The sequence below is a fragment of the Streptomyces sp. NPDC017529 genome, from assembly GCF_044329785.1.
In the GTDB taxonomy this organism is placed as follows: Bacteria; Actinomycetota; Actinomycetes; order Streptomycetales; family Streptomycetaceae; genus Streptomyces.
On sequence record NZ_JBIRJY010000001.1, the window covers coordinates 424033 to 450122 of the forward strand.

At 73.3% G+C, this 26090-nt stretch carries 21 protein-coding genes; 16 read left to right on the forward strand and 5 right to left on the reverse strand.

From position 1 onward, the window contains the following. The first annotated feature begins 128 nt into the window (after nucleotides 1–128). The 4 genes from egtA (at nucleotide 129) to egtD (ending at nucleotide 4582) form a co-directional block, all read left to right on the forward strand. Nucleotides 129–1487 (forward strand): ergothioneine biosynthesis glutamate--cysteine ligase EgtA, encoded by a 1359-nt coding sequence (gene egtA / locus ACH4K4_RS01475; protein WP_398163952.1) that lies wholly within the window; start codon nucleotides 129–131, stop codon nucleotides 1485–1487. Next, nucleotides 1484–2800, forward strand: coding sequence for an ergothioneine biosynthesis protein EgtB (gene egtB / locus ACH4K4_RS01480; RefSeq protein ID WP_398163953.1), 1317 nt, complete (start codon nucleotides 1484–1486; stop codon nucleotides 2798–2800). Before egtA ends, egtB begins: the two co-directional genes overlap by 4 nt. Before the next feature lie 67 nt (nucleotides 2801–2867). Further along, nucleotides 2868–3623: an ergothioneine biosynthesis protein EgtC gene (gene egtC / locus ACH4K4_RS01485; protein WP_398163955.1), complete on the forward strand. Its 756-nt coding sequence runs from the start codon at nucleotides 2868–2870 to the stop codon at nucleotides 3621–3623. After that, complete coding sequence (egtD, locus tag ACH4K4_RS01490; protein ID WP_398163957.1) at nucleotides 3620–4582, forward strand: L-histidine N(alpha)-methyltransferase; 963 nt, start codon at nucleotides 3620–3622, stop codon at nucleotides 4580–4582. Before egtC ends, egtD begins: the two co-directional genes overlap by 4 nt. Nucleotides 4583–4986: 404 nt before the next feature. Here egtD and ACH4K4_RS01495 read toward each other — a convergent pair whose 3' ends face one another. After that, complete coding sequence (locus ACH4K4_RS01495) at nucleotides 4987–6282, reverse strand: cytochrome P450 (protein ID WP_398163959.1); 1296 nt, start codon at nucleotides 6280–6282, stop codon at nucleotides 4987–4989. A gap of 485 nt (nucleotides 6283–6767) precedes the next feature. On the opposite strand from ACH4K4_RS01495, the gene ACH4K4_RS01500 reads away from it, so the two are divergent. The 6 genes from ACH4K4_RS01500 (at nucleotide 6768) to ACH4K4_RS01525 (ending at nucleotide 12282) form a co-directional block, all read left to right on the forward strand. Beyond that, nucleotides 6768–7055, forward strand: a complete 288-nt coding sequence (locus tag ACH4K4_RS01500; protein ID WP_398163960.1) for a hypothetical protein — start codon at nucleotides 6768–6770, stop codon at nucleotides 7053–7055. A 9-nt stretch (nucleotides 7056–7064) separates the two neighbouring features. Beyond that, nucleotides 7065–7823 carry a hypothetical protein gene (locus ACH4K4_RS01505; RefSeq protein WP_398163961.1) on the forward strand — a complete coding sequence of 253 codons (759 nt, stop codon included), beginning with the start codon at nucleotides 7065–7067 and terminating at the stop codon, nucleotides 7821–7823. A gap of 40 nt (nucleotides 7824–7863) precedes the next feature. Continuing rightward, entirely contained in the window at nucleotides 7864–8907 is a 1044-nt protein-coding gene (locus ACH4K4_RS01510; RefSeq protein ID WP_398163962.1) for a phosphotransferase family protein, read from the forward strand. Between the two features lie 147 nt (nucleotides 8908–9054). Further along, nucleotides 9055–9981, forward strand: a complete 927-nt coding sequence (locus ACH4K4_RS01515) for a phosphatidylinositol-specific phospholipase C (protein WP_398163963.1) — start codon at nucleotides 9055–9057, stop codon at nucleotides 9979–9981. Nucleotide 9982: 1 nt separating this feature from the next. After that, nucleotides 9983–11059, forward strand: a complete 1077-nt coding sequence (locus tag ACH4K4_RS01520) for an alpha/beta hydrolase (RefSeq protein WP_398163965.1) — start codon at nucleotides 9983–9985, stop codon at nucleotides 11057–11059. Between the two features lie 182 nt (nucleotides 11060–11241). Beyond that, the gene (locus ACH4K4_RS01525) at nucleotides 11242–12282 is read left to right on the forward strand and encodes a trypsin-like serine peptidase (RefSeq protein ID WP_398163966.1); all 1041 of its coding nucleotides are present in this window, start codon (nucleotides 11242–11244) and stop codon (nucleotides 12280–12282) included. Between the two features lie 15 nt (nucleotides 12283–12297). On the opposite strand, the gene ACH4K4_RS01530 is transcribed toward ACH4K4_RS01525, so the two are convergent. Further along, nucleotides 12298–13287 carry a phosphatidylinositol-specific phospholipase C domain-containing protein gene (locus ACH4K4_RS01530; protein ID WP_398164504.1) on the reverse strand — a complete coding sequence of 330 codons (990 nt, stop codon included), beginning with the start codon at nucleotides 13285–13287 and terminating at the stop codon, nucleotides 12298–12300. Between the two features lie 277 nt (nucleotides 13288–13564). Between ACH4K4_RS01530 and ACH4K4_RS01535 the strand changes: the two genes are divergently transcribed. Next, on the forward strand, nucleotides 13565–14209 hold the full coding sequence (locus tag ACH4K4_RS01535) for an endonuclease (RefSeq protein WP_398163968.1): 645 nt from the start codon (nucleotides 13565–13567) through the stop codon (nucleotides 14207–14209). Nucleotides 14210–14287: 78 nt separating this feature from the next. Here ACH4K4_RS01535 and ACH4K4_RS01540 read toward each other — a convergent pair whose 3' ends face one another. From ACH4K4_RS01540 to ACH4K4_RS01550, 3 genes are all read right to left on the reverse strand, one after another. After that, nucleotides 14288–16156, reverse strand: coding sequence for a transketolase (locus ACH4K4_RS01540; RefSeq protein ID WP_398163969.1), 1869 nt, complete (start codon nucleotides 16154–16156; stop codon nucleotides 14288–14290). Continuing rightward, complete coding sequence (locus ACH4K4_RS01545; protein WP_398163970.1) at nucleotides 16146–17546, reverse strand: NAD(P)/FAD-dependent oxidoreductase; 1401 nt, start codon at nucleotides 17544–17546, stop codon at nucleotides 16146–16148. The genes ACH4K4_RS01540 and ACH4K4_RS01545 overlap by 11 nt, the downstream gene beginning before the upstream one ends. Nucleotides 17547–17686: 140 nt before the next feature. After that, entirely contained in the window at nucleotides 17687–18673 is a 987-nt protein-coding gene (locus ACH4K4_RS01550) for a zinc-binding dehydrogenase (protein WP_398163971.1), read from the reverse strand. 92 nt (nucleotides 18674–18765) lie between these two features. Here ACH4K4_RS01550 and ACH4K4_RS01555 point away from each other — a divergent pair, with 92 nt between their 5' ends. From ACH4K4_RS01555 to glgX, 5 genes are read left to right on the forward strand one after another with little or no spacing between them, the layout of a single operon-like run. Beyond that, nucleotides 18766–19836: a gluconate 2-dehydrogenase subunit 3 family protein gene (locus tag ACH4K4_RS01555; protein ID WP_398163973.1), complete on the forward strand. Its 1071-nt coding sequence runs from the start codon at nucleotides 18766–18768 to the stop codon at nucleotides 19834–19836. 12 nt (nucleotides 19837–19848) lie between these two features. After that, nucleotides 19849–21657, forward strand: coding sequence for a GMC oxidoreductase (locus ACH4K4_RS01560; protein ID WP_398163975.1), 1809 nt, complete (start codon nucleotides 19849–19851; stop codon nucleotides 21655–21657). 1 nt (nucleotide 21658) lies between these two features. Then, nucleotides 21659–22789: a cupin domain-containing protein gene (locus ACH4K4_RS01565; protein WP_398163976.1), complete on the forward strand. Its 1131-nt coding sequence runs from the start codon at nucleotides 21659–21661 to the stop codon at nucleotides 22787–22789. 12 nt (nucleotides 22790–22801) lie between these two features. Further along, entirely contained in the window at nucleotides 22802–24055 is a 1254-nt protein-coding gene (locus ACH4K4_RS01570; protein WP_398163977.1) for a hypothetical protein, read from the forward strand. Continuing rightward, nucleotides 24055–26067, forward strand: a complete 2013-nt coding sequence (gene glgX, locus ACH4K4_RS01575) for a glycogen debranching protein GlgX (RefSeq protein WP_398163978.1) — start codon at nucleotides 24055–24057, stop codon at nucleotides 26065–26067. The genes ACH4K4_RS01570 and glgX overlap by 1 nt, the downstream gene beginning before the upstream one ends. The last annotated feature ends 23 nt before the right edge of the window (nucleotides 26068–26090 follow it).

Genomic DNA, 26090 nt, shown 5'->3' on the forward strand with positions numbered 1-26090 from the left:
CCTCGCGCCGACGCCGGGTCCCGACGAGAATGGGCCCTTGAGCGCACCGCCCGCACCCGCTTAGGTGGAGGGCGGCAATTCCGCCGTCGGACGGCAGCCACCGTCCCGACCCGAAGGAGTTGGTTCCCATGCCCGCACGGCCGTCGGTCACGGAGGCGGAGCTCGAAGCCCACCTGCGTGGCATCTGCTTCAAGACCGGACCACCCCGCTACATAGGCGTCGAGATCGAATGGCTCGTCCACGACGCCCGCAACCCCCGATGTCCCGTCGCCCCCGAACGGCACCACGACGCGGCCGCCGCACTGCGCGCCCTCCCCCTGCGGTCGGCCCTCACCTTCGAACCCGGCGGTCAGCTGGAGCTCAGCTCGCTCCCCGCCACTTCCCTCACCGCGTGCATCGAGGCCGTGTCGGCCGACCTGGCGCTGGTCCGCCCCGCCATGCGGGAGCTGGGCCTCGGCATGGCGGGCCACGGCCACAACCCCTGGCACCCGCCGCACCGCGTGCTCACCCAGCCCCGCTACGACGCCATGGAGGCGTACTTCGACCGCTGGGGCAGCGCGGGCAGATCCATGATGTGCAACACCGCCTCCGTGCAGGTCTGCGTGGACGCCGGGCAGGAGGAGCCGGGCCCGCTGGGGCTCGGCCGCCGCTGGCGGATGGCCCACCTGCTGGGCGCGGTGCTGGTCGCCGCGTTCGCCAACTCGCCGGTCAGCGAGGGCTGCCCGACCGGCTACCGCACCACCCGCCAGGTGGTGTGGTCGCAGATGGACCCGGCCCGCACCCTCGCGCCGTCCGACGGGCCCGACCCGCGCGCCGCGTGGACCGGGTACGTCCTGGACGCGCCCGTGATGTGCGTCCGCAGCGACGAAGGCCGGTGGGACGCGCCCGAGGGGCTGACCTTCCGCGACTGGGTCCGCACCGGCTCGCCGCGCCCGCCCACCGAGGAGGACCTCGACTACCACGTCACCACGCTCTTCCCGCCCGTACGCCCGCGCGGGCACCTGGAGCTGCGCATGATCGACGCGCAGCCGGGGGACGGCGGCTGGATCGTGCCGCTGGCCGTCACGGCCGCGCTCTTCGACGACCCGGAGGCCGCCGAGAGCGCGTACCGCGTGGTCAAGCCCCTCGCGGAGACGGCCGGTTCGCGGCCGGCGCCACGCAACCCGCTGTGGCGGCACGCCACCCGCGGCGCGCTGACCGACCCGGAGCTGCGCGCCGCCGCGCTGGCCTGTTTCACCATCGCGCAGGAGGCGCTGCCGCGGCTGGGCGCGTCGGACGAGGTGGCCGGCGCGGTGGCGGAGTTCGCCGAACGCTATGTCGCGCGGGGCCGCTGCCCGGCGGACGACCTGCTGGACACGGCGTACGCGGACGAGCCCGCGCCCGCACCGCCGGCGAAGCCGCCCTGGCCGGTGGCCACCGCGCCACCGCCGCCGGAGCCGGTCCTCGCGTACGACGACGAGCTCATCCCCGGGAAGGACAGCCAGTGACCCTCGATCCCGAGTCGCTCCGGGAGCGCGCGGCGCATGCCCTGCTGGCCGCGCGCGACCGTACCCGCCTGCTCACCACCTGCGTCGACGAGAACGACCTCACCGCCCAGCACTCCCCCCTGATGTCACCGCTGGTGTGGGACCTCGCGCACATCGGCAACCAGGAGGAGCAGTGGCTGCTGCGCACGGTCGGCAAGCGTGACGCGCTCCGCCCCGACATCGACTCCGTGTACGACGCCTTCGAGCACCCGCGCGCCGAACGGCCGTCCCTGCCCCTGCTGCCGCCGGCCGAGGCACACGGCTACGTGGCGGACGTACGGAACCGGGTGCTGGACGTGCTGGAGAGCAGCCCGCTGCGCGGCGGGCCGCTGCTGGACTCCGCGTTCGCCTTCGGCATGATCGCGCAGCACGAGCAGCAGCACGACGAGACCATGCTCGTCACCCACCAGCTGCGCCGCGGCCCGGCCGCGCTCACCGCCCCCGAACCGCCGGTGACCTCCGACGGCATCCTGCCCGCCGAGGTGCTGGTGCCCGGCGGCCCGTTCACGATGGGCACCTCCACCGAACCGTGGGCCCTGGACAACGAACGCCCCGCGCACCGGCGCCTGCTGCCGTCCTTCCGCATCGACACCACGCCGGTGAGCAACGGCGCGTACCTGCGGTTCGTCGAGGACGGGGGCTACGACGAACCCCGCTGGTGGACCGCCGAGGGCTGGGACCACGTACGCGAACACCGGCTGCGCGCCCCGCTGTTCTGGCGGCAGGAGGGCGGGCAGTGGCTGCGGCGGCGCTTCGGCGTCACCGAGCCGGTGCCACCGGACGAACCGGTTCTGCACGTGAGCTGGTACGAGGCCGACGCGTACGCGCGCTGGGCGGGCCGCCGGCTGCCCACCGAGGAGGAGTGGGAGAAGGCCGCCCGGCACGACCCGGTCAGCGGGCGCTCCCGGCGCTACCCGTGGGGCGACGAGGACCCGGGCCCGGCCCACGCCAACCTGGGCCAGCGGCACCTGCGGCCCGCGCCCGTCGGCAGCTATCCGGACGGCCAGTCGCCGCTGGGCGTACGGCAGCTGATCGGCGACGTGTGGGAGTGGACCGCGAGCGACTTCCTGCCCTACCCCGGCTTCGCCGCCTTCCCCTACCGCGAGTACTCGGAGGTGTTCTTCGGCGGTCCCTACAAGGTGCTGCGCGGCGGCTCGTTCGCCGTGGACCCGGTCGCCTGCCGGGGCACCTTCCGCAACTGGGACCTGCCGGTGCGGCGCCAGATCTTCTCCGGGTTCCGCACCGCCCGCGACGCCGGAACGGCGGGCTCGTGAGCGCCCCGGCCCCGGTCGCGCCGGAGGAACCGCCCGCCGTACCAGCCGCCCCGGGGAGGTGCCGCTGATGTGCCGGCACCTCGCCTACACGGGGCCCGAAGTGGCGCTCGGCGACCTGATCACCGCGCCGCCGCACGGCCTGTACCGGCAGTCGTGGGAACCGCGCCGCCAGGTCAACGGCACGGTCAACGCAGACGGCTTCGGCGTCGGCTGGTACGCGCCCGGCGACCCGGTGCCCGCCCGGTACCGCAGGGCCGGGCCGATCTGGGCCGACACCGGCGTCCTCGACCTGTGCCGGGTGGTGCGGACCACCGCGCTGCTCACCGCCGTACGGGACGCCACCCTCGCCGGCGCGGACGGCGAGGCGGCGGCCGCGCCGTTCGCCGCGGGCCCCTGGCTGTTCAGCCACAACGGAGCGGTGCCGGGCTGGCCCGGTTCGCTGGCGGACCTGGCCGCCGGGCTGCCGCCGGAGCGGCTGCTGTCCCTCCAGGCCCGCTGCGACGCGGCCTTCCTGTGGGCGCTGGTGCAGCACCGGCTCGACGCCGGCACGGCCGCGCCGGAGGCGCTGGCCGACACCGTCACGGCGGTGGCCGCCGCCGCTCCCGGCGCCCGGCTGAACCTGCTGCTCACCGACGGCGCCACCATCGCCGCGACCAACTGGGGCGACTCGCTCTTCTACCGCGCCGAACCCGGCCGCGGCACGACCGTCGCCTCCGAACCGTACGACGACTCCCCCCACTGGACCGAGGTACCCGCGTACACCCTGCTCGCGGCCACGCCCACCGACGTCCGTCTGACCCCGCTCAAGGAGCCCGCCGCGTGAGTCCCCTCGCCGTCACCCGTACCCTGCCCGCCGACGCCACCACGGCCGCGCTGCGCGCCGACGTGGCGCACGGGCTGACCCGTACCCCCAAGCAGCTGCCGCCCAAGTGGTTCTACGACGCCCGCGGCAGCGACCTCTTCGAGGCCATCACCACCCTGCCCGACTACTACCCGACCCGCGCCGAACGGGAGATCCTGATCAGCCGGTCGGCCGACATCGCCGCGGCGACCGGCGCCCGCACCCTCGTGGAGCTGGGCTCCGGCTCGTCCGACAAGACCCGCCACCTCATCAAGGCGCTGACCGGCCTGCACACCTACGTCCCGGTCGACGTCAGCGAGAGCGCGCTGGCCGCGGCGGGCGAGGCACTGCTCGCCGCGCACCCCGGACTGACCGTGCACGCGCTGGTCGCCGACTTCCAGCAGGGGTTCGCACTGCCCGGCACCCCGGGCCCGCGGCTGCTGGCGTTCCTGGGCGGCACGGTCGGCAACCTGCTCCCGGAGGAGCGGGCCGCCTTCCTGCGCTCCGTACGGGAGCTGCTGGCCCCCGGCGACGCGCTGCTGCTCGGCACCGACCTGGTCAAGGACGAGGCCACCCTCGTCGCCGCCTACGACGACGCGCAGGGCGTCACCACCGAGTTCAACAAGAACGTGCTGAACGTCATCAACCGCGAACTGGGCGCCGACTTCGACCCGGACGACTTCCGGCACGTCGCCGTGTGGGACGCCGAGCGGGAGTGGATCGAGATGCGGCTGCGGGCCCGCAGGGAGCTGACCGTCAAGGTGCCCGCCCTGGACCTCGTGGTGCCCTTCACGGAGGGCGAGGAGATCAGGACGGAGATCTCGGCGAAGTTCCGCGAGGAAGGCGTGCGCGAGGAACTGGCCGCCTCCGGTTTCGAGTTGAGCGAGTGGTGGACGGACGAGGCGGGACGGTTCGCGCTGTCCCTGTCCGTACGGACCTGACGCCTGCGGGCGGGGGCGGCACGTGCCGCCCCCGCCCACGGCGCGGTCGGTCAGAAGAGCTTGTTGTAGATCTTCCAGCCGCCGCGCCCCTCGCGAGAGCCTTCTCGGAAGCAGCCCTGAACGGGAGACCGCCCAAGCCGCCCTTGAGGTGTTCACCCAGGCACGTCTGCTGACTGGCACGCCATGCGCATGAAGCACATTTGGCGCAGGCAGCGGTCCGCAGCCTCCTGTGGGCCGTCTTCGCCTGGTTGCTGACCGGTTTCGCCTGCTCCTCGGGGCGGCAGTGGTGCGGGCCGTCCGTGCCTTCCGCGGCGACCGAAGGCACGATCCACGGTGAGCGCTTCACGGACGGGACCGGGTTCCCGTCCGTGGGCGGCGCCGCACCGCGGCACGCCCGGCCCCGGCTAGGGGGCCGGTGCCGCCCCCACCCTGACCGGCAGGTGCTTCAGCCCGTTCTGGAAGTTGGACACCAGCCGGACCGGTTCCCCGGCGAGTTCGAGGCCGGGCAGCCGGTCCAGTACGTGGCGCAGTACGGCCCGCATCTGGACGCGCGCGAGATGGCTGCCCAGGCAGAAGTGCGGGCCGAAGCCGAAGCTGACGTGGTCGTTCGGCGTGCGGGCGACGTCGAAGCGGTCCGGATCGCCGAAGACCGTCTCGTCCCGGTTGGCGGACGCGTGGTACACCACGACCTTCTCGCCCCGCCGGATGCGCTGCCCGCCGAGTTCGGTGTCCCGGGTCGCGGTGCGCCGGAAGTCGATGACCGGTGGCCAGTAGCGCAGCATCTCCTCCACCGCCGGTCCCGTCAGGTCCGGGTCCCGCCGCAGGCGCGCGTACTGGTCCGGGTGCCGGAGGAGCGTGAGCAGGCCGCCCGGGATGCCGTTGCGCAGCGTCTCGTTCCCGGCCACCGCGAAGAGGAAGAACATGTTCTCGAACTCGGCGCGGGTCAGTCCGCCCTCCCGCAGGTGCGCCATGACGCTGCCGGGGCGGGGGTTCCCGGCCAGCGCGTGGGCGTAGGCGAACATGTCGGCCAGTGCCCGGCGGGAGCGCGGGTTCACCGGGCGGCCGTCCGGGCGGGCCGCCGGGGCCTGGCGGTGCCGGAGCGCCGCCCGGCCCATCGGGCTGAGCAGCGCGGGGTCGGCGGTGCTGGACGCGGCGTACTCGTCGTCCTGGTAGCCGATGACCCGGTTCGACCAGTCGAACAGCAGCTGCCGGTCCTCCTCGGGCACCCCCATGACATGGGCCAGCGTCCATACCGGCAGGTCGGCTGCGACCGCCACGAAGTCCGCCGCACCCGCGCGCGCCACCTCCTCCACCAGCGCCCGCGCCCGCGCGTCGACGACGGTTTCCAACTCCCGCACCGCGCGCGGGGTGAAGGCGGCGGCGACCACGCGCCGGATCCGGGCGTGGTCCGGTGGGTCCTGGTTCAGCATCATCGCGCGGACGAACGCGAGGTCTTCCTCGGTGTCGGGGTCGCGGATCTGGGTGGCGCCCAGGTAGGAGGAGTAGACCTCGGGGGTGCGCAGGACGTGCTTGACGTCCGCGTACCGCAGCACGGCCCAGTATCCGGGCCCGGCGGGCCAGCCGCCGACCGGCGGCTCCTCGACCCAGCACACCGGGCTGGTCGCGCGCAGCCGGCGGAACAGCGCGTACGGGACACCGGTGGCGTACGTCCGTGGGATGAACACTTCGGCTGCTCTCACGCAGGCGACCGTATGATATTCCCTCGTTCGAGGGAATCAGGCACACTCGGCGGCTGATGGCGGCGTGTGCTGCGCAATATCACCGAGTGCAGCGATCGCAACGTTTCCGCAGCCTCCAACCTGCCGCTTTGATAGCACTGTTGGTTCTCCTCGTGGTCCTCCTCGCGCCCGCCGTGGCGCGAGCCCGGCCCGTTGACACCCAGGCGAGCGCCAGGAAGCACGACCCGGGCGCCGCGTCGGAGGGCTGGCCGATTCCGCCCTGCCGGCCGTGGCCGTGGCCATGGCCCTGCACCACACCTACCCCCACGCCTACTCCCACACCCAGCCCTACCCCCACGCCCACCCCCACTCCCACCCCCACGCCTACTCCCACCCCGTCTCCCACCAGGCCGCCCGAGCCCACTCCCTCACCGCCGCACTCGCAGACGCCGCCGTCCCGGCCGCCCATCACGCCTCCGCCGCCGCGCCTGCCCGCGCCGGCGCCCGTGCCGACGCCGACACCGACGCCCGCCCGGCCGACCCCCGGCCCCACCCACCGCGAGCCCACGCCGCCCCCGGCCCCACCGCCGTCGAGCCGCCCGCCGTCCCCCTCGCCCACGCCGACACCCACACCGTCGGTCGTCCTGCCCCGTACGTACGTGGCGTCGGCCCGCAAGCCGCGCTCAAGCCGCTCGGTCGTCACCACGACGCTGCTGATCACCGCGCCGGCCGTGCTGGCGGCCGCCGCGCTGCGCCCCCGTTCGTCCGGTTCCGCCGGGCGCCGTTCCTCGTAGGAGGTCACCATGTCGGAATGGCTGGTGCTGGTCATCGCGATGGCCGCCGTGTGCACCGTCGTCCTGAGCATCACGGTCCTGAGGCAGCGCCGCATCGGCGAGGACGACGATCCCTCGGAGACGCCCGACGTCATCGAGTACATGACCATGATGGTGGGCGTGGTGTACGCGATCGTCCTCGGTCTGGCCATCGCGGGCGTGTGGGAGGCCCGGGGTGCTGCCGGGGACTCCGTGCGCGCCGAGGCGCAGGCCCTGCACGAGATCAGCGAGCGGGTACGGGCCTACCCGGAGGCCGCACGGGAACGTATCCGCGCGGACGTCGACGCCTACGTCTCCCACCTCGTCCACAAGGAGTGGCCGGCCATGGCCGAGGAGGGCCGGGTCACCGAGCGCGGTACGCAGCTCCTGGAGAAGGTCCGTGCCGACGTGACCGACTACCACCCGCGCAACGACTACGAGAGCCAGTCGTACCAGCCGCTGGTCGACCAGGTGGCGGTGGCGGACGACGCCCGCAACGCACGGGCGGACAGCATCGCGCCGACCCTGCCGCCGGTGGTGTGGTTCGGGCTGATCACCGGCGCGGCGATCACCATCGGACTGATCTTCACCCTGCAAATCCGCCGCTCTGCCCGGGAGTTGCTGATGGCGGGCCTGTTCAGCGCGCTGATCGCCTTCCTGCTCTTCCTGGTCTGGGACTTCGACGCCCCGTTCAGCCGGGGCATCTCGACCTCCGCGGACCCCTTCACGGATCTCTTCCCGGGGTTGTGACGCCGTGCCGGCCGCTCCGGCCTCGTGCGATCATGCGCGCATGTCCTCCGAGCTGCCGTTCACGGATGCCCTACGAGACCAACTCGGCCCGACCCGCGATGCGGTGCGGCTGGGCAGCAGCCCGCGCTCCAGGGTGTGGCGGATCGAGCTGTCCGGCACCCCCGCCGTGGTCAAGCAGGCCGTCGACGGCGCGGACGCCGACGAGCGGTACACCCGCGAAGTGGCCGCGTTGCGGCTGGCCTCGCGGGTGACACCGCCGGTCGTACCGCGGCTGCTCGGCGCCGACCCGGCCGCCCGCGTGCTCGTACTGGAACACGTGGAGCACCGGCGGCCGGCGCCGGACTGGGTGGTCGGCTACGCGGCGGCCCTGGCGCGGCTACACGCGGCCACCGCCTCCGTGCCCGCCGACGGCGTACCGCTGCCCGCCTGGTCCGGCCCCCGCCAGAGCGACACCGCCTCCTTCCTGGCGCTCGCCCGGCGCCTCGCCGTCCCCGTACCGGACGGTACGGACGCCGAACTGGCGGCCCTGATACGGCGGCTCGGCACCGCGCCCGGCCGCGCCTTGCTGCACGGCGACCCGTGCCCCGGCAACGACCTGCACACCCCGGACGGCATCCGGTTCGTCGACTTCGAGCAGTCCTGTCTAGGCAACGGCCTCACCGAACTCGCCTACCTGCGCGTCGGGTTCCCGACCTGCTGGTGCGTCACGGCCACACCCGGGCCGCTGCTGCGCGAGGCCGAGTCCGCGTACCGGGCGGCCTGGCGGGACGCGACCGGCTCCGCACCGCCGGGTGATCTCACCGACGCGTGCGCGGGCTGGCTGGTCCGGGGCGACGCACTGGTCCAGCGCGCCCAACGGGGCGCCACCGACCAGTTCGCCAGGCTCCCGGAAGAGGACTGGGAGTGGGGCACCGTCACCGCGCGGCAGCGGCTCGCGTACCGGCTCGGCGTCGTCGCCGAGCTGACCGCCGGCCGCGACGACCTGTACCGCCTCGGCCGCCTCGCCGGCGCTCTGCGCGCCCGGATGCTCGACCGCTGGCCCGCCCTCACCCCGCCACCGCGCCAACGGCCAGCAGAGGACTGAGGCCCGCCAACGCGCGGGCAGCAGAGAGGAGTTGTCATCCTTTCTTCTCCTGCCGTCGCCTGTTCAGCGTGCCCGTCCTGTGCTTCGATGCTGCGATCACGTGTTCGCGCAGGGGCGGCAGGTGGCGGAGGGGCGGGGGGCGGGCGCATGGACCGGCGGAGGTTTCTGAAGGGGGCGGCCGCGGTGTCGGCCGCGGGGGTGCTGACGGGTGCGGGCAGCGGGCAGTTCACGGCCGCGGCGGCGGCACGCCCCCCGTACGCCGGGCGCGCCGCCACGGGAACCCGGCGCGCAGCCTCCGTACGGGACTGGATGTCGGTCCTCGGCGACGGCACCCCCGTGCAGCGGCTCTCCATCCCGGGCACGCACGACTCCGGCGCACAGCACGGCGGCCCCTGGGTGGCCTGCCAGAACACCGGCATCGCCGAGCAGCTGGACAGCGGCATCCGCTTCCTTGACATCCGTTGCCGGGCCGTCGACTCGGTGTTCGCGATCCACCACGGCGCGTTCTACCAGAACCTGATGTTCGGCGACGTGCTGGCGGCGTGCCGGGCGTTCCTCCAGGCGCATCCGTCGGAGACCGTGCTGATGCGGGTCAAGCAGGAGTACTCCGAAGAGAGCGCGGCGGAGTTCCGCCGGATCTTCGACCTCTACCTGGACGCCAAGGGCTGGCGGTCGCTGTTCCGGCTGGACGGCACGCTGCCCGCCCTGGGGCAGGCCCGCGGGAAGGTCGTGCTGCTGGCCGACTCCGACGGGCTGCCGGGCGTGCGCTACGCCGACCCCCGGGTCTTCGACGTCCAGGACGACTACATGGCCGAGCCCTTCCGCAAGTACCCGCTGGTCGAGGGGCAGTTCCGCAAGGCCGTCAAGGAGCCGGGCAAGCTGTTCGTCAACTACGTCAGCACCGCGGCGCTGCTGCCGCCCCGCTCCAACGCGGACCGCCTCAACCCGCAGGTCAAAAGGTTCCTGACCGGGTCCGAGGCGAGCGGCTGGACGGGGCTCGGCATCGTCCCGATGGACTTCCCCAACGCGTACGGCCTGGCCGAGACGCTGATCCGGCACAACACGGGCGGTTGACATGAAGACGCGAAGACTTCCGCACCTCTTGCTCGCACTGCTGCTGGCGCTGCTCACCGTTCCGGCGACGGGCCTGCCCGCACACGCGGCCGACAATCCGGCACGCGTCGTCGCGGAAGTACCGGTCGGCGACCGCATGCTGGACCTCGCGGTCTCCTCCCCCGAGACCGACGCGCCGGTCAAATGGGTGCGGCTGCTGCTGCCGAAGGGCTGGTCGAAGAACGCCGCGCGCACCTGGCCGGTGCTGTGGCTCCTGCACGGCGGTGGCGGCAACCACAAGGACTGGACCGACAACACGCACGTCGAGCAGTTGGCAGCCGACCGCGACGTGCTCGTGGTCATGCCGGAGACCAGCGGGTGCAGCAGCTACAGCAACTGGTACAACTACAACAACTGGGGCTCCCCTGCCTGGGAGACGTACCTTCTCGACGAGCTGCGGCCGCTGCTGGAGCGGGACTACCGCGCCGGGACGGAGCGCGCCGTCGCGGGCCTGTCGATGGGCGGGCTGGGCGCCTTGAAGTTCACCGCGGCGCGGCCCGGGATGTTCCGCGCGGCCGCCTCGTACAGCGGCGCCGTCCACCCCCTGTACCGGCCGACCGACGGCGGGTTCTCCGGCCCGGACGGCGTCAAGCTGGGCGCGCTGACCTGCCTCGTCGACTGGAAGCGGGTCTGGGGCGAGCCCGGCTACCCGTTCGACACCAACAACCCTGCCGACCTGCGGCAGCAGTGGCTGTGGAAGCGCAACAGCCCCCTCGAACAGGCGGCCGCGCTGCGCGGGACGCCGCTGTACCTCTCGTACGGGGACGGGACCACCGACGGCGGTCCTGGCTGGTCGTGGGGGAACGACGACACCCCGCCCGCGCCGTCGCCCGCGCGCTGCACCGACCCGCCCGCGCACGGTACGCAGGACCCCGTCGAGCGCACCGTGTACGGGATGAACCAGCAGCTGCGCGCCAAGCTGGGGCAGCTGGGCATCCCGGCGACCGTGTGCGCCTCGAAGGGCGGGCACACCTGGCCGTACTGGGAGCGTGAGCTGGTCGCGTCCTTCCCGATGCTGATGAGCGCGCTGGGCGCCTGAGCGCGCGGACGGGTCCCGGCGCCCGCCCCGTGCCCGTGCCGTGTGCTCCAACCGGGTGAAAAGAGCGCGGCCGGGCGACCGGGCACCCCGTTTCCCGCATCAGAACAGGAGAGAACATCCACTCCCGGCTCCCCGGCCCCCGCCCGAGGTGACGCCGCCTCACGGACGGGCCGCATCAGCAGGTGAGTACGACCGAGCGCGACGGCGGCACGCCGCCACCGTCCGCAGGCGGGCAGCGCAAGCGCCGCCGGACCACCGCCCTCGGGCTCTGCGCCGCGCTCGTCCTCACCTGCGCCGGCACGGTCCTGGCCGTACGGGCCGTCGCGCACGGCGGCCACCTGGCGGCCGGTGACCCGGCCGAGGGCACGTACGCGGCGGACGCGGCCGAGGGGGACGCGGCGGCCGACGCCCTGCTCTCCGGCCCGTACACCGAACGCCCGGGACCGGCGCGCGCCGGCGTCCGCGCGGCCGGGCCGCGGAACGGGGCCGCAGCGGCGGGGAAGGCCCCGGGCGCCACCGGCCTGCCCGTCTCGCGGCCGCTGCGGGCCGCACCGGCAGCCGTCGTCCCCGCCGTCGGCCCGCTCTTCTCACCCGGCGGCGATGGCGACGCCGACCACCACTGCACCGCGAGCGTGGTGCACTCCGCGGCGGGCGACCTGGTCGTCACCGCCGCGCACTGCGTGTACGACGGCGGCTTCCGCACCAATCTGGTCTTCGCGCCCGGCTACCACGACGGCGTCCTGCCGTACGGCGTCTGGGTGCCGTACCGCATCGACGTCGACCCGCGCTGGACCGACGACCGGGACGACGCCCACGACGTGGCGTTCCTGCGGGTGCGCCGCCCGCATCACGCGGCCCCGGGCGAGCGGCGCGTCGAGGACCTGACCGGCGCCGAGCGGATCCGCTTCGCCCCGCCGGCCGGCCTGCCGACGCGGACCGTGGGCTACCCGGACGACCGGGAGAGCCCCGTCGGCTGCCAGAACACCACCAGCGGCGTACCCGCCGGCCGGCCCGCCCAGCTGCGCTTCGACTGCGCCGGCCTGCCCAACGGGACCAGCGGCGGCCCGATGCTCACCGACATCGACCCGGCCACCGGTCTCGGCACGGTGACCGGTGTCATCGGCGGCCTCGACGAGGGCGGCGACGACGAGACCTCGTACAGCAGCTGGTTCGGGCCCGGCACCGCCGCCCTCTACCGGCGCGCGGCCGGCGAACGGGTGTAGCCGCGCCTCCGGCGGTTACGCGCCGCGCGGCACCACCGTCTTGAGGACCTGCGGCAGCGGGTACCAGTCGGCGGTCGCGAAGCTGCCGTGGGCGGCGGCGAGCAGGTTGACGCGGTCGCGGGCCTCGGCCTCGGTGGGCTTGGTGCCGTCGACGGCCGGGGGCACCTTGTGCGCGTCGGTCATGACCAGGAGGTAGTGGCGGCTGTCGTACCAGGCGGTGTCGATGCCGCCCTTCGTGTACGTCGCGGCGTCCCCGTCGAAGACCACGAACCAGGGGCGCAGCGAGGCGTCGGCGTACCGGGTGCGCGGGTCGCCCGCCGCCGCGCCGTGCACCGCGGGGAAGGCGGTGGCCTCGGCGAGCTTGCCGCGGGCGGCGAGGTCCTTGAGGTGGGTGGCGTACTCGCGGTCGGTCCACAGCTTGTCGAGCGGGTTGTTCTCCTCGACCGTGCCCGGTATGAGCTCGAAGAGGAACTTGCCGTTCAGCGCGGACCGGGTGGGCCAGCCGTTCGCCCGTACCGCCTCGTCGAGGTCGCGGTGGCCGGCGGCCAGGTCGCCGGGCCCGTACACCGCGTCGCCCAGCCGGGAGCGGACCAGCGCGTCGAAGGCGGCCGGGCCCCGGCCGCTCCGGCCGTTGAAGCCGTCCTTCAGCTCGACCTTGACCATGACCGGCCGGTGGCCGGGGTGGGCGTCGTGCCACGCCTTCATGTCGGCGAGGCAGCCGCCGAGGTCCTGGTCACGCTTCTTGGTGCGCAGCTCGCCCGCGGTGGCGGCGTTGGCGCAGTTGCTGTTGTTGCCGAGCGGGTTGCCGTGCGAGACCCGCCAGGACTTGCCGAGCGCGTTCGTCCACACGTCGAGTTCCAGCAGGCTCGCGCCCGAGTCCAACGCGTCCGCGAAGTACGGGTACTTGGTCTTCTCGTAGGCGTTGTGGACGCCTACGGAGGTGGTGGCGCCGTACGATCCGGCGGGCTGCGCCGCGCCGGCCGGGCCCGCAACCGCCAGCACCATCGCCGCGGCGACCGCCGCCGTTCCCGCGCTCCGTGTTCTGTTCACGTTCCCCCGCTTTCACTCCACTGGTTCCCCGGCAGCCCCCTCCGGCTCCGGAGTCACCAGCCCCTCCGGTCGAAGCCGAGCGTACGGGAGTTGACGGGTGGTCCGGCCACCGGGTGGGTACGCGGGGCGGGAAACGCCGTGCCGACCCAGCAAACCAGGACGTGGAGGACATGTACGGCATCGTGGTTACCGTGGACACACCTGCGAACGACACCGCGCTCCGGGGCCGGCCATGAGTGGCGACCGCGCCCGGATCCGCGCCCTCCTGGACACCTACGGCCGGACCTACGCCGACGAGGCCGGCATCCGCCTGAAGGACACGCCGCAGCCCCTGTACCGGCTACTGGTCCTCTCCTGCCTGCTGAGCGCCCGCATCCAGGCCGGCATCGCGGTGGCGGCCTCGCGTGCGCTGTCGGAGGCGGGGCTGCGCGACGCGCGGCGGATGAAGGACGCCACCTGGCAGCAGCGGGTGGACGCCCTCGGCGAGGGCGGCTACCGCCGCTACGACGAGCGCACCGCGACCCAACTGGGCGACGGCGCCGATCTGTTGCTCGACAAGTACGGCGGCGACCTGCGCCGGATGCGGGACGCGGCGGGCGGCGACACGGACCGGCTGCGCACGCTGCTGCGCGAGGTCCCCGGCCTGGGGCCCGCCGGCACGGACATCTTCCTGCGGGAGGCCCAGACCGTCTGGCCCGGACTCGTACCGTATCTGGACGCCAAGGCACTACAGGGCGCGGAGCGCGCCGGGTTGCCGGCCTCGCCCGACGCGCTGCTCAAGGCCGCGGGCACGACGGAGCCCGCGGTACTGGCGGCGGCTCTGGTCCGCGCCGCGCTCGACAAGAAGGGCGCGAAGGAGATCCGCGACGCCAAGTGAGCCCCTGAGCCGCACGGGCCGCCCTCGGCCGCCCGTGCACCGTCCGCTCCCTGCCCCGGGACGCCTGCCGGCGGGGCCTCACGGCGACTTCGTGAGCAGCCCCCTCGCCGTCGCCGCGATCGCCTGCGCGTCGATGCCGGCGGCCCGCAGCTGCTCCTCCGGGGACGCCGACCCGGGCATGGTGCGCACCGCGAGTCGGGCCAGGCGGGGCACCGGGCCGCCGTCGGTGAAGGCGTCCAGCACCGCGTCGCCGAGGCCGCCCTCGGGGTGGTGGTCCTCCACGGTGACGATCCGCCCGGTGACCTCGGCGGCCTCGCGCAGCGTCGGCAGGTCCACCGGCTTGAGGGAGTACAGGTCGATGACACGGGCCGCCACGCCCTCGGCGGCCAGGGTGTCGGCGGCGGCCAGCGCCTCGTGGACGGTCACCCCGGCGGCCACGATGGTGATCCGGTCCTCGGGGGTGGCCCGCAGCGTCTTGCTGCCGCCGATCGGGAAGTCCTCCGCGGGCCCGTAGATGACCGGGCTCTCGCCCCGGGACGTGCGCAGATAGCGGATGCCGCGCGCCCCGGCCATGGCGGCGGTCAGGCGGGCCGCCTGGTTGGCGTCGCACGGGTACAGGACGGTGCTGCCGTGCACGGCGCGGAACGCCGCCAGGTCCTCCAGGCCCATCTGGGACGGCCCGTCCTCGCCGATGGCGACGCCCGCGTGCGAGCCGACGAGGTTGAGGTCGGCCCGGCTGACGGCGGCCATCCGCACGAAGTCGTAGGCGCGGCTGAGGAAGGCGGCGAAGGTGGTGGCGTACGGCACCCAGCCGCGTACCTGCATGCCGGTGGCGGCGGCCACCATCTGCTGCTCGGCGATGTAGCACTGGAAGTACCGGTCGGGGTGGGCGTCGCCGAACGCCTGGGCGCGGGTGGAGTCGCCGACCTCGCCGTCCAGCGCGACCACGTCCTCGCGGGCCGCGCCGAGCGCGGCGAGCGCCTCGCCGAAGGCGTTGCGGGTGGCGACGGAGTCGCCGACCTTGTAGTCCGGCAGTTCGGGCTCGCCGCCGCCGGACCGCAGGCGCGAGCGGGCCTCGCGCGGCGGCCGCACCCGTACGCGCAGGTCGCGTTCGCCGCCCAGCTCCTTGATCGCCTCGGCGGCGTCCTTGAGCGGCTTGCCGTGCTTGCCTTCCTGGTCGGCCACCTCGCGCACGCCCTGGCCCTTGCGGGTCCTCGCGATGATCGCGGTGGGCCGGTCGGTGGTGGCCGCGGCCTCGGCGTAGGCGCGGTCGACGGCCGCCACGTCGTGCCCGTCGACCTCGACGGTGTGCCAGTCGAAGGCCCGGATGCGGCGCGCGTAGGCGTCCAGGTCCCAGCCGTGCCGGGTGGGGCCGCGCTGGCCGAGCCGGTTCACGTCGACGACCGCGGTGAGGTTGGCCAGCTTCTCGTACCCGGCGTGCTCGAACGCCTCCCACATCGAGCCCTCGGCCATCTCGCTGTCGCCGCACACCACCCACACGCGGTACGGGACGCGGTCCAGGTCCCGGCCCGCCAGGGCGAGGCCGACGCCGATGGGCAGGCCCTGGCCGAGCGAGCCGGTGGCCACGTCCACCCACGGGATGCGCGGGGTGGGGTGCCCTTCCAGCAGGCTGCCGTTCTTGCGGAAGCCCAGCAGCTGTTCGTCGGTGAGCGCGCCGGCCGCCTTGCCCATGGCGTACACCAGGGGCGAGGCGTGCCCCTTGGAGAAGACGAGGTGGTCGTTGCCGGGGTTCTCCGGGTCGTCGAAGTCGTAGCGCAAGTGCTCGCCCAGCAGTACGGCGCCCAGGTCGGCGGCGGACATCGAGGAGGTGGGGTGGCCGGAGCCGGCCGCGTCGGCGGCCCGTACGGCGTCCACCCTCAGCTGCTGTGCCAGCTCGCGCAGCCGGCCGTACCGGGCGTCCTCGCCCGGTCCCTGCTCAGTGGTCATCAGGTTCCTTCCGCTTGTCGGCGGCACCGGACGCGTCCGGTGCCGGTTCCCCGTCGCGTGCGCCCGCCGGTATGCGGGCCAGTTCGGGTGCCGCGGTGTCCAGCGGCACCGACCAGGAGCGCACCAGGCCCAGTTGCACGCCCTGGCGCGGCAGCGCCGCGTCCAGCAGCCAGTCGGCGGCCACCCGTACGCGGTTGCCCGGCATCGCCATCAGGTGGTAGCCGCGGGTCACGGCGTTGGCGACCGGTCCCGACAGCGGGACGTGCAGCGGGTTGGCGGCGGCCTGCACACCGCCGAGGTCGACCATGAAGCCCAGGTCGTGGTGTTTGTAGGCGCGCGGTTCGCCGCGGCCGTAGGAGGCGGCGACGTTGTGCGCGGCGACCTTCCCCTGGCGCTGCGCGTGCTGGGCGGTCATCGGCGTCGTCTGTCCCGGCCTGGTCAGGTCGGGTACGGCGGCGGCGTCGCCGCAGGCGATCACCTCGGGGTGGCCCGGCACGGCGAGGAACTCGTCCACGCACAGCCGGCCGCGATCGGTGGGCAGCCCCAGCGACTCGACCAGCGGGTCGGGCCGTACGCCGACGCACCAGATCAGCGACCGGGTGTCGACGGAGGTGCCGTCGTCCAGCAGCACCCCGTCCGAGGTGGCCTCCTTGACGGAGGTCCTGGTCCGGATCTCGACGCCGCGTTTGCTCAGCACCCGGTGGGCGGTGCGCGACAGCCGCTCGTCCAGCTCGGGCAGTACCCGGTCGGCGAGGTCCAGCAGGATCCAGCGCGGCTGCGCTGCGCCGCGCAGCCCGGCGTTGCGGCGCGCCAGCGACCGGGTGAACGTCACGCCGTGCGCGGCCACTTCGGTGCCGGTGTAGCCCGCGCCGACCACGACGAAGGTCATGCGGGCGGCCCGTTCGGCCGGGTCCTCGGCGGCGCCGGCCAGCTCGATCTGCCGGGTCATGTGATCACGCAGGTAGAGGGCTTCCGGCATGCCGCGGAAGCCGTGGGCGTGCTCGGCGACGCCGGGGATGGGCAGCAGCTTGTTGACGCTGCCGACGGTCAGCACCAGGCGGTCGTAGCCGAGCGTTCCGGTGCGTCCCTCCGGGTCGGTGTACCGGACGCGGCGGTCTTCGAGGTCCACGCCGCCGACCTGGCCGAGGACCAGCCGGACGCCGGGCAGGGTGCCGGTCAGCGACACCGAGACCCGGCGGGGCTCCAGGATCCCGGCCGACACCTCGGGCAGCAACGGCAGATAGAGGAAGTAGTCGTTGGGGTTGACCAGCACGATCTCAGCGGCGCCCCTGGCCTTCTTCGCGAGCGTGCGGGCGCACTCGTACCCGGCGAAGCCGGCCCCCACTATCACCACGCGCGGCCGCTTGCGGTCACGGCTGTCCGCCACCATCTGCGTCTCCTCTCACCCAGTCGTCCTGCCCTGATCGGCCCGGGTGCCCGCATTCCGGGCGGGTATGTACGCCGTCCGGCCCAACCGGGCCGCACCGGTCGCCGTTCGGCCACCGGACGCCGTGGCCGCGCCGGGGCCGCTCAGTCCGGCAGGGCGAGCAGCACCCGGCCCGGCGCCTTCGGGTGTTCGACGGCTTCGTGCGCGGCGGCGACCGCGTCGAGGGGGTACACCTCGGCGACGGGCCAGTGCAGCTCGGCCGCGGCGGCCGCGGCGGTGAGGTCGGCGACGGCCAGGCGTACCACCTCGCGGGGGAAGTCGTCGTAGCCCAGCAGCCGCAGCGTCACGTTCTTGAAGGCCAGCGGCCAGAAGGGCAGCACGGGGGCGGGGTCGCCGGTCGCGTAGGCGGCGATCGTGCCGCCGGGGGCGACCAGGCGCGCATCGCACGCCGCGTTGGCGTCGAAGGCGACCTCGACGACCCGGTCGGCGCCGCGGCCGCCGGTCAGCGCGAGCACCGCGTCCAGGGCCTCGTCCCCCGCGCACACCGCCTCGTCCACGCCCAGCGCCCGCAGCGCGGCCAGCTGGCCGGGCCGGGTGACCGTGCCGATCACGCGTGCGCCGCCGCGCCGCGCCAGGGCGGCCGCCGCGCGGCCGACGCTGCCCAGCGCGCCCGCGACCAGCACCGTCCGCCCGGTCACCGGGCCGTCGGCGAACACCGCGCGGTGCGCGGTGATGCCGGGGATGCCCAGGCAGGCGCCCTGCTCGGCGGGGACCTGGTCCGGCAGGGCGCCGGCGCAGCCCTCCGGCACGACCGTGTACTGGGCGGCGGTCCCGTACGGCCGGTAGCTCTGCGCGTACGAGCACCAGGCGCGGCGGCCGACCCAGGCGGCGGACACCCCCTCGCCGACCGCGTCCACCACCCCCGCCCCGTCGCTGTGCGGCACGGTCCGCGGGTAGGCGGGCGCGGCGGCGCCCAGCCGGGCCTGCCGCTTCTTCACGTCCCCCGGGTTGATCCCGGAGAACGCCAACCGGATGCGCAGTTCCCCCGGGCCGGGGCCGGGAGTGGGCAGCTCCCCCACGCGCAACACCTCTGTGGCCGGCCCCTTTTCCTCGTACCAAGCGGCGCGCATACGAGCACGATACGGCGCCTGCCGACGGCGTGGACAACCCCCGTCGCGCGCAATACTTTCAATGGCACCTCAAGACGGCTCGGGGGTGCGCGGTGAAGATCGAGGTCATCGAGAAAGACGATCAGTACATTCTGAATCACTGCACCAAATATCTCGCCCGGGACAGTTCGGAGCCCCGCCACGATTTCGGCCAGTACCCGGCCGGTGACGCCCGCGCGGCGATCTGCGAGGCGTGGCGCTTCCCGGTCGTCGACGCGCACTGGGACGGGACGTCGGCGGCCGGTTCGTACCCGTACAACGACGTGACCTTCGTCTACGACGGCCGCCGCACCACCCCCGCCTCGGTGGCCGTGCTGGGCACCTTCGGACCGCTGCACTCGCCGGTGCCGCTGCGCCCCCTGGTGTTCGCGGGCGAGCCGACCGGGTTCCGCGCCGCCACCGTGCGCGTCCCCAAGGGCCAGGTGCACACGTACAAGTTCGCGGTGGACGGGGCGTACCTGCTCGACCCGGTCAACCCGCAGCGCACCGTCCTGGACAACGGCGAGCCGTGGTCCCGCTTCTTCACCGACGCCTGCACCGTGCCGCTGTCCTTCAGCCGCGCCGAACGCGACCTGCTGGGCCGGCTGGTGTGCCACCTGCTGCCCTTCCGGCTCGACGAGAACCGGCGCTTCGTACGCGGCGTGTACGAGTCGCTGGACCGGGCGGCCAGGGGCGAGGAATTCCCGCTGGCCTATCAGCTCGACGACGAAGTGGGCACGGTCAACTACATCGACAAACTGGTCGCCCGCCAGGAGCAGCATCACGCCGACGATTACCACACCTGCCTCAAAATCATCGGCGAAATCATGCGGTCCCGTTTCGGCGGGCTCGACCCGGCGGCCGCACCGCCGGAAATGTACGCGGATCTCTACCGGCAGATGGAAACCGAAAAGGTGGACGGCTGGGACTACTCCCGTTACGGAAGTCCGCGATTCTTCCTGCTACTCCTGCGGCGGCACGCGCTGACCGGCGCCTTCGTCCACCCGAAACACGGCGGGAATTCCGGCGCGGCGGGCTGGATGTACCTGGAGAGCAGGTTCCGGGACGCGGCGGACGGCACGCTCTTCGACTGGCGGCGGGCGATGGAGTCACCGCTGGGACACAACACCGACTACCGGGGCTGAGTGGGGGACGGCATGGACGGGGAGAGTGCCGCGATCGTCGTCATCGGCAGCGGCGCGGGCGGCTCGCCGCTCGCCCACACGCTGGTACGGGCCGGCCACCGGGTCGTGATGCTGGAGAAGGGGCCGCTGCTGCGCACCCAGGCGCAGAGCCCCACCGGGCTGTCTGACTTCAAGCGCGACGAGTCCTTCGCGACCGGCTCGGAGAAGCGCATCACCGTGCAGGGCGTGGCCAACACCGGGGAGACCTACTTCTCCAGCCACGTGGAGCCCGACCTGAACGACGAGCCGCACGTCTACCGCGGCAGCGACGGCAGGGACCGCGTCACCATCGAGGGCTACACGGCCCAAGTGGTGGGCGGCGGCACGCAGTTGTACGGCGGCGTCTCCCCCAGGTTCACCCCCGAGGACCTGCGGCTGGCCACTCTCAACGCGGCACGGGACGACCTGCGCGACGACCCGGGCGGCGACGTCCGCAGGGAAGCCCGCGACTGGCCGCTGGACTACGCCGCCCTGGAGCCGTACTACACCAAGGCCGAGGAGCTGGTCGGCATCAACGGAACCTGGGAGGGCCAGGCCAAGGTCCCGTCCCAGGACCGCTACCAGCCACCGCTGGAGCCCAACCCGATCAGCGCGTACGCGGCCGCCGGCATGGACGCGCTCGGCATGCGCCGCTACCGCACCCCACTCGCGGTGATCACCCGCGACCACGCGCCCAGCGGCCGTGCGGTGCCCGCCGACACCGACACCATCAAGACGGCGTTCGTCAACCGCTACGGCGACCCGCTGGGCCTGAAGTCCAACACGTGGGTCTCGCTGCTGGCGCCGCTGCGCGACGGCGACGGCAGCGGCGTCCTGGACCTGCGGGCCAACTGCATCGTCACCCACCTGGAGGCGGACGGCCCGCGCGTGACGAAGGTGCACTACCGCGACCCGGGCGGGCGGCCGCGTACGATCGCCGCCGGCACCGTCGTCGTCGCCTGCTCCGCGATCGAGTCCGTACGGCTGCTGAAGCTGTCCGCGCTGCTCGACCCGGCCTTCGACAAGCGCGTCAACGCCAACGGCCTGCTGGGCACCTACTTCCTGACGCACTGCTTCGGCGGCGCGCAGTGCATCGTGCCGGGCCGCGCGGACAAGACAAAGACGCTGGACTCGGACTGGGCCACCGACCACTGCGCGCGCCCCGAGTGGTTCCGCGCCCAGGGCCTGTGGGCGGGCGGCGTGATCTACAACAACACCTCCGACGGCGCCCTGCCCATCTCGCTCGCCCGCACCTGGCACGCGATGGACATGGACGACATGTGGAAGGGCTACCTCTACGACACCGGCATCGTCGGCAACGGCTTCGAGGACTACCTGGAGGACAGCTTCGGGCGGCGCCTGTCGGTGGCGTTCATGGCCAACCAGGTGCCGCAGCGCGACAACCGCATCGAGCTGCACCCGAGCGTCAAGGACAAGTGGGGCCGCCCGGTCGCGTACATCATCAAGACCTGGCACCCGCACGACCGGGCGCTGATGGACACCCTCGCCGAGCAGTGCCGGCAGATCCTGGTGCGCGGCGGCGACGTCCGCGACGTCAGTTCGGGGTCGGTGGGCGGTTCGGTGGTCCGGATCGCCAACCACGTACTGGGCGGCGCCAGGTTCGGCGCCGACGCGGCGGACTCCGTCCTCGACCCCGACTGCCGGGCCTGGAACTTCGACAACCTCTACGTCACCGACGGGGCGTTCCTGCCGACCTCGGGCAGCGCCAACCCGACGCTGACCATCGAGGCCAACTCCTTCCGCGTCGGCGACGTGCTGCTGGACCGGGTCGGGAGGCCGTGACATGGACAGCCGCTTCGACGAGGTCCACACCCACCCCGAGAACGAGATCTTCCGCGTCGTCTTCTACCCCGACCGCATCTACCACGCCCGCTACTTGAACGCGACACGCTCCTCCCGCTACCGCTACTACGTCGCCGAGGTGCGCGGCTCGGCGGACGGCACCGCCATCAAGGGCGACGTCTTCCTCGGCGGCGCCAAACTGTGCCCGATGCTGCGCATCGAGTACTCCGGCATCCGCCTCGTCGAGCAGGCCAGGGAGTTCAACCGGCGCCTGGGGCCGCGTACGAAGGCGTGGCTGAAGGTCACCGGCGAGGACCCGGCGGACTCCGCCGAGGCGATCGTCACCCTGCACTGGGACCCGGTGATCGGCGCGTACGCCGCGGAGATCTGGGAGACCCTGGAGCCGCCGGACGGCACCGCGCACGACCACCGGGTACTGCCCCTGATGGGCCGCGGCGCGCCGATCACGCGGGTGCCGCAGCTGTCCCCGCTGCTCGGCTCGGTCTCCGAGGTGGCGATGGCCTTCCGCGAGGACGGCGTGCTGTACCCGACGGGCCAGCGGCTGGGCAACCCGCAGTGGGACAACGCGTATCTCCGCTCCCACCAGGAACCACGCACCCAGGAGCCCAGCGACCCCCGCAACACCGTCTCCGACAGCAACTACCTCCTCGACTTCCAGCGCGGCTTCTTCATCCCCGACGCCTCGCGGATACAGCCGGTCAACTACCGCAACGCCATGACCGACGAGGGCAACCCGGAGCGCGGGGACGACAACATCGTGCAGATGCGCTGGCTCTTCCAGCGGGAACTCGGCAGCGACCTGGTGTTCTTCCACGAGGTGACGGTGCCGCCCGGCGCGGTGGAGGGCGCCCACCGGCACATCGGCTCGGAGGAGCTGTACTACGTCGTCTCCGGCACCGGCACCGCGTACCTGAGCGACGGCGACGACCCGACGACCGCCGCCTACCCGCTGGTCGAGCGGCCCGTCTTCGGCATCGGTTCGGTCAAGTGCCGGGAGCTGCCGGTCAAACCGGGCAGCGTGCTCTACACCAAGAGCGGCGGCGTGCACGGCATCCGCAACCCGGGCACCGAGCCGCTGAAGTTCGTCGCGTTCCTCTACCACACCACCTGAGGCGGTCCCGCGATGCCCAAGATCGTGCACACCGACTCGGTCTTCCGCGTCGACCCGGTCAAACCCCCGGACTACGCGGAGGACAACCCGCTGCTGAAGCTGCTGGGCCTGGTCGAGCGCACCCGCTTCGCCGCCGAACGCGAACTGTACGAGCCCGGTTCGCTCCAGTACCTCTACCCGCTGCGCACGCTCCAGTTGTACGGCCCCTCCTCCCCCAACCAGGACCAGCTGGACCCGATGCAGCAGGACGACAAGACCGACTTCCAGAAGCAGAACGTCCGCGACTTCACCCTCGCCGACACCCGGGCGGTGCGCGGCTGGGCCGAGGTCGGCGACTGGCGCGGGCCGTTCCTCCAGCTCTCCTACCGGGGCGGCCCGGACTCCGCGCTGTGGCGCGAGGCGGGCCAGCTCGGCGACGCCATCGGCTGTGTGCTCTCCGTCCAGGGCAGCCGGCCGGTGCCGGTCCGGGTGCCGTACGACGAGGAGACGGACTTCTACACCGTCGAGCTGTGGGGCCGGGTCGGCGACGGGCTGCGCGACCTCCTCGGCCCACGCGGCCGGACAGCGCTGGACTCCGGGCTGCTCCAGCCGAGCCCCGACATCGTCACCGGGCTGGGCCAGGACTTCCTCCGCGACCAGATGACCAACCAGGACCTGCGCCTGGTCGCCCCGCGGCACGCCATGCACCCCGTACTCCCCTGCTACGTCGACGTGCGCTGGACCGCGAGCCCCGACGGCGCCGGACCGGCCGACCCGCCCTCCGGATCGGCCCGCCTGGGCTTCGAGATGAAGATCCGCGGTTGGGAGAACTACCTCGGCGTGGGCACCAGCGCCAACCCGCACGGCGGTGTCGGATTCCTCGAATTCCGCACCCTGTTCAGCGAGTACGGCCGTTGGGCGGGCAGCAACGACCTGCGGCGCGGCCTGGAGCCGTACAACCTCGACGCGAACGGCAACAAGGGGCACGCGAGCGGTGACGTGGAGCCCTTCCTCGCCGTCACCTACATGGACCTGCACGTCCTGGACCCGGCCTGCGGCATCGGCCTGCACCGGCACCGCGACAACCAGGAGGTCTTCCTGATGCTGGAGGGCGACGGGCTGATGGTGACCGGCGACTGGGCCGACTCCGGCAGCCGGGTGCGCTCCTTCGAGCTGCGGCGGCTGCCCGCCGGCCACCTCGCCCTCCTCAAAGGCGGCAACCTGCACGGGCTGATGAACCCCGCCGACCAGCGGGCTTCCCTCTTCATGTTCGGCGGTTACGACTGATGGCCACCTCTCCGGTACCCGGTGATCCGTACCGCCTCGGCGCCCACTGGGACGGCTCGGGCACCTCCTTCGCCGTGTACTCCTCCGCGGGCGCGTACGGCGGCTCGGTCGAGCTGTGCCTGCTCGGCGAGGGCGGCGAGCGGCGGGTCCCGATGGCGGTGGACTGCGACATCTGGCACACGTACGTGCCCGGCGCACGCCCCGGCCAGGGCTACGGCTACCGTGCGCACGGCCCGTTCGCACCCGGGCGCGGCCTGCGCTTCGACCCGTCCGTACGGCTGCTCGACCCGTACGCGAAGATCCTGAAGCCGGTCGGCGAACGGGCACTCCTGCCGCTGGTCGCCGACCCGGCGTTCGACTGGGGCGACGACCGGGCGCCGCGCCACCCGTGGTCGCGGACGTTCCTGTACGAGACGCACGTCAAGGGCCTGACCGCACGGCATCCCGGCGTACCCCCGCCGCTGCGCGGCACGTACGCCGGACTGGCGCACCCCGCCGTCACCGAGCACCTGAACCGCCTCGGCGTGACAGCCGTCGAACTGATGCCGGTGCACCAGTTCCTCCCCGAGCCGTTCCTCCTCGACCGCGGCCTGACCAACTACTGGGGCTACTCCAGCATCGGCTTCTTCGCGCCGCACGCCGCGTACAGCTCGGCGGGCCACGAAGGCGGCCAGATCACCGAGTTCAAGGCGATGGTCAAGGCCCTGCACGCGGCCGGCATCGAAGTGATCCTCGACGTCGTCTACAACCACACCGCCGAGGGCCCGCCCGACGACCCCACCCTGAGCTTCCGCGGTCTGGCCAACGAGATCTACTACCGGCTCGACCCCGCCGACCCGTCCCGCTACACCGACACCACCGGCACCCGCAACACCCTCAACGCCGGCCGCCCCGAAGTGCTGCGCCTGATCATGGACTCGCTGCGCTACTGGGTCACCGAGATGCGCGTGGACGGCTTCCGCTTCGACCTCGCCGCGACGCTGGCCCGCCAGTACGGCTACGTCGACCACCTCGCCGCCTTCTTCGACCTGCTCTACCAGGACCCGGTCGTCAGCCGCGTCAAGCTGATCGCCGAGCCGTGGGACGTGGGCGCGCCCGACAGCTACCAGGTGGGCCGGTTCCCGCCCGGCTGGAACGAGTGGAACGACCGCTACCGCGACACCGTGCGCGACTTCTGGCGGGGCCGTCCGGCCGTCGGCGACCTGGCGAGCCGGATCGCCGGCTCCGCCGACCTGTACGCCCCCGAGCGGCGCGGCCCCGACGCCTCCATCAACTTCGTCACCTGCCACGACGGCATGACCCTGACCGACCTGGTGACGTACGCGCGCAAACACAACGAGGCCAACGGCGAGGACAACCGGGACGGCACGGACGACAACCGCTCGGCCAACCACGGCACGGAAGGCCCCACACGGGACCCGGCCATCACCTCCGTACGCGAACGCCAGCGCCGCAACATGCTCGCCACCCTCCTCCTCTCCCAGGGCTGCACCATGCTGTACGGCGGCGACGAACTGGGCCGTACGCAGGGCGGCAACAACAACGCCTACTGCCAGGACAACGCCACGAGCTGGTACGACTGGTCGTCCCCCACCCCGCTCACCGACTTCGTACGCCGCGCCGTCGCCCTCCAGCGCGCGCACCCCGTCCTCCAGCGCACCACCTTCCTGACCGGCTCCGGCGACCCCCCGGACATCGCCTGGTACGACCGCGAGGGCCGCCCGATGACCCCGGCCCGCTGGCAGGACCCGGCCACCCGCTTCCTGGCCTTCCTGCTCGCCGGGGACCGCGCGGCGGCACCGGACACCGACCTCCTGGCGCTGCTCAACTCCGGCGCGGACGCGCTGGACTTCCCGGTTCCCGGCCGGATCGGCGCGGTGTACCAGGTGGTACTGGACACCACGGCGCCCGACGGCGCCCCTGCGTCTTCGGCCACTCTCAAGGCCGGAGGCGTCTGCGCCGTGCCCGCGCGCACGGTCCTGGTGGCGACGGCGGCCCTGCCATCCGGTTGACGGCGCCTCTAGAGTGCCCGGGT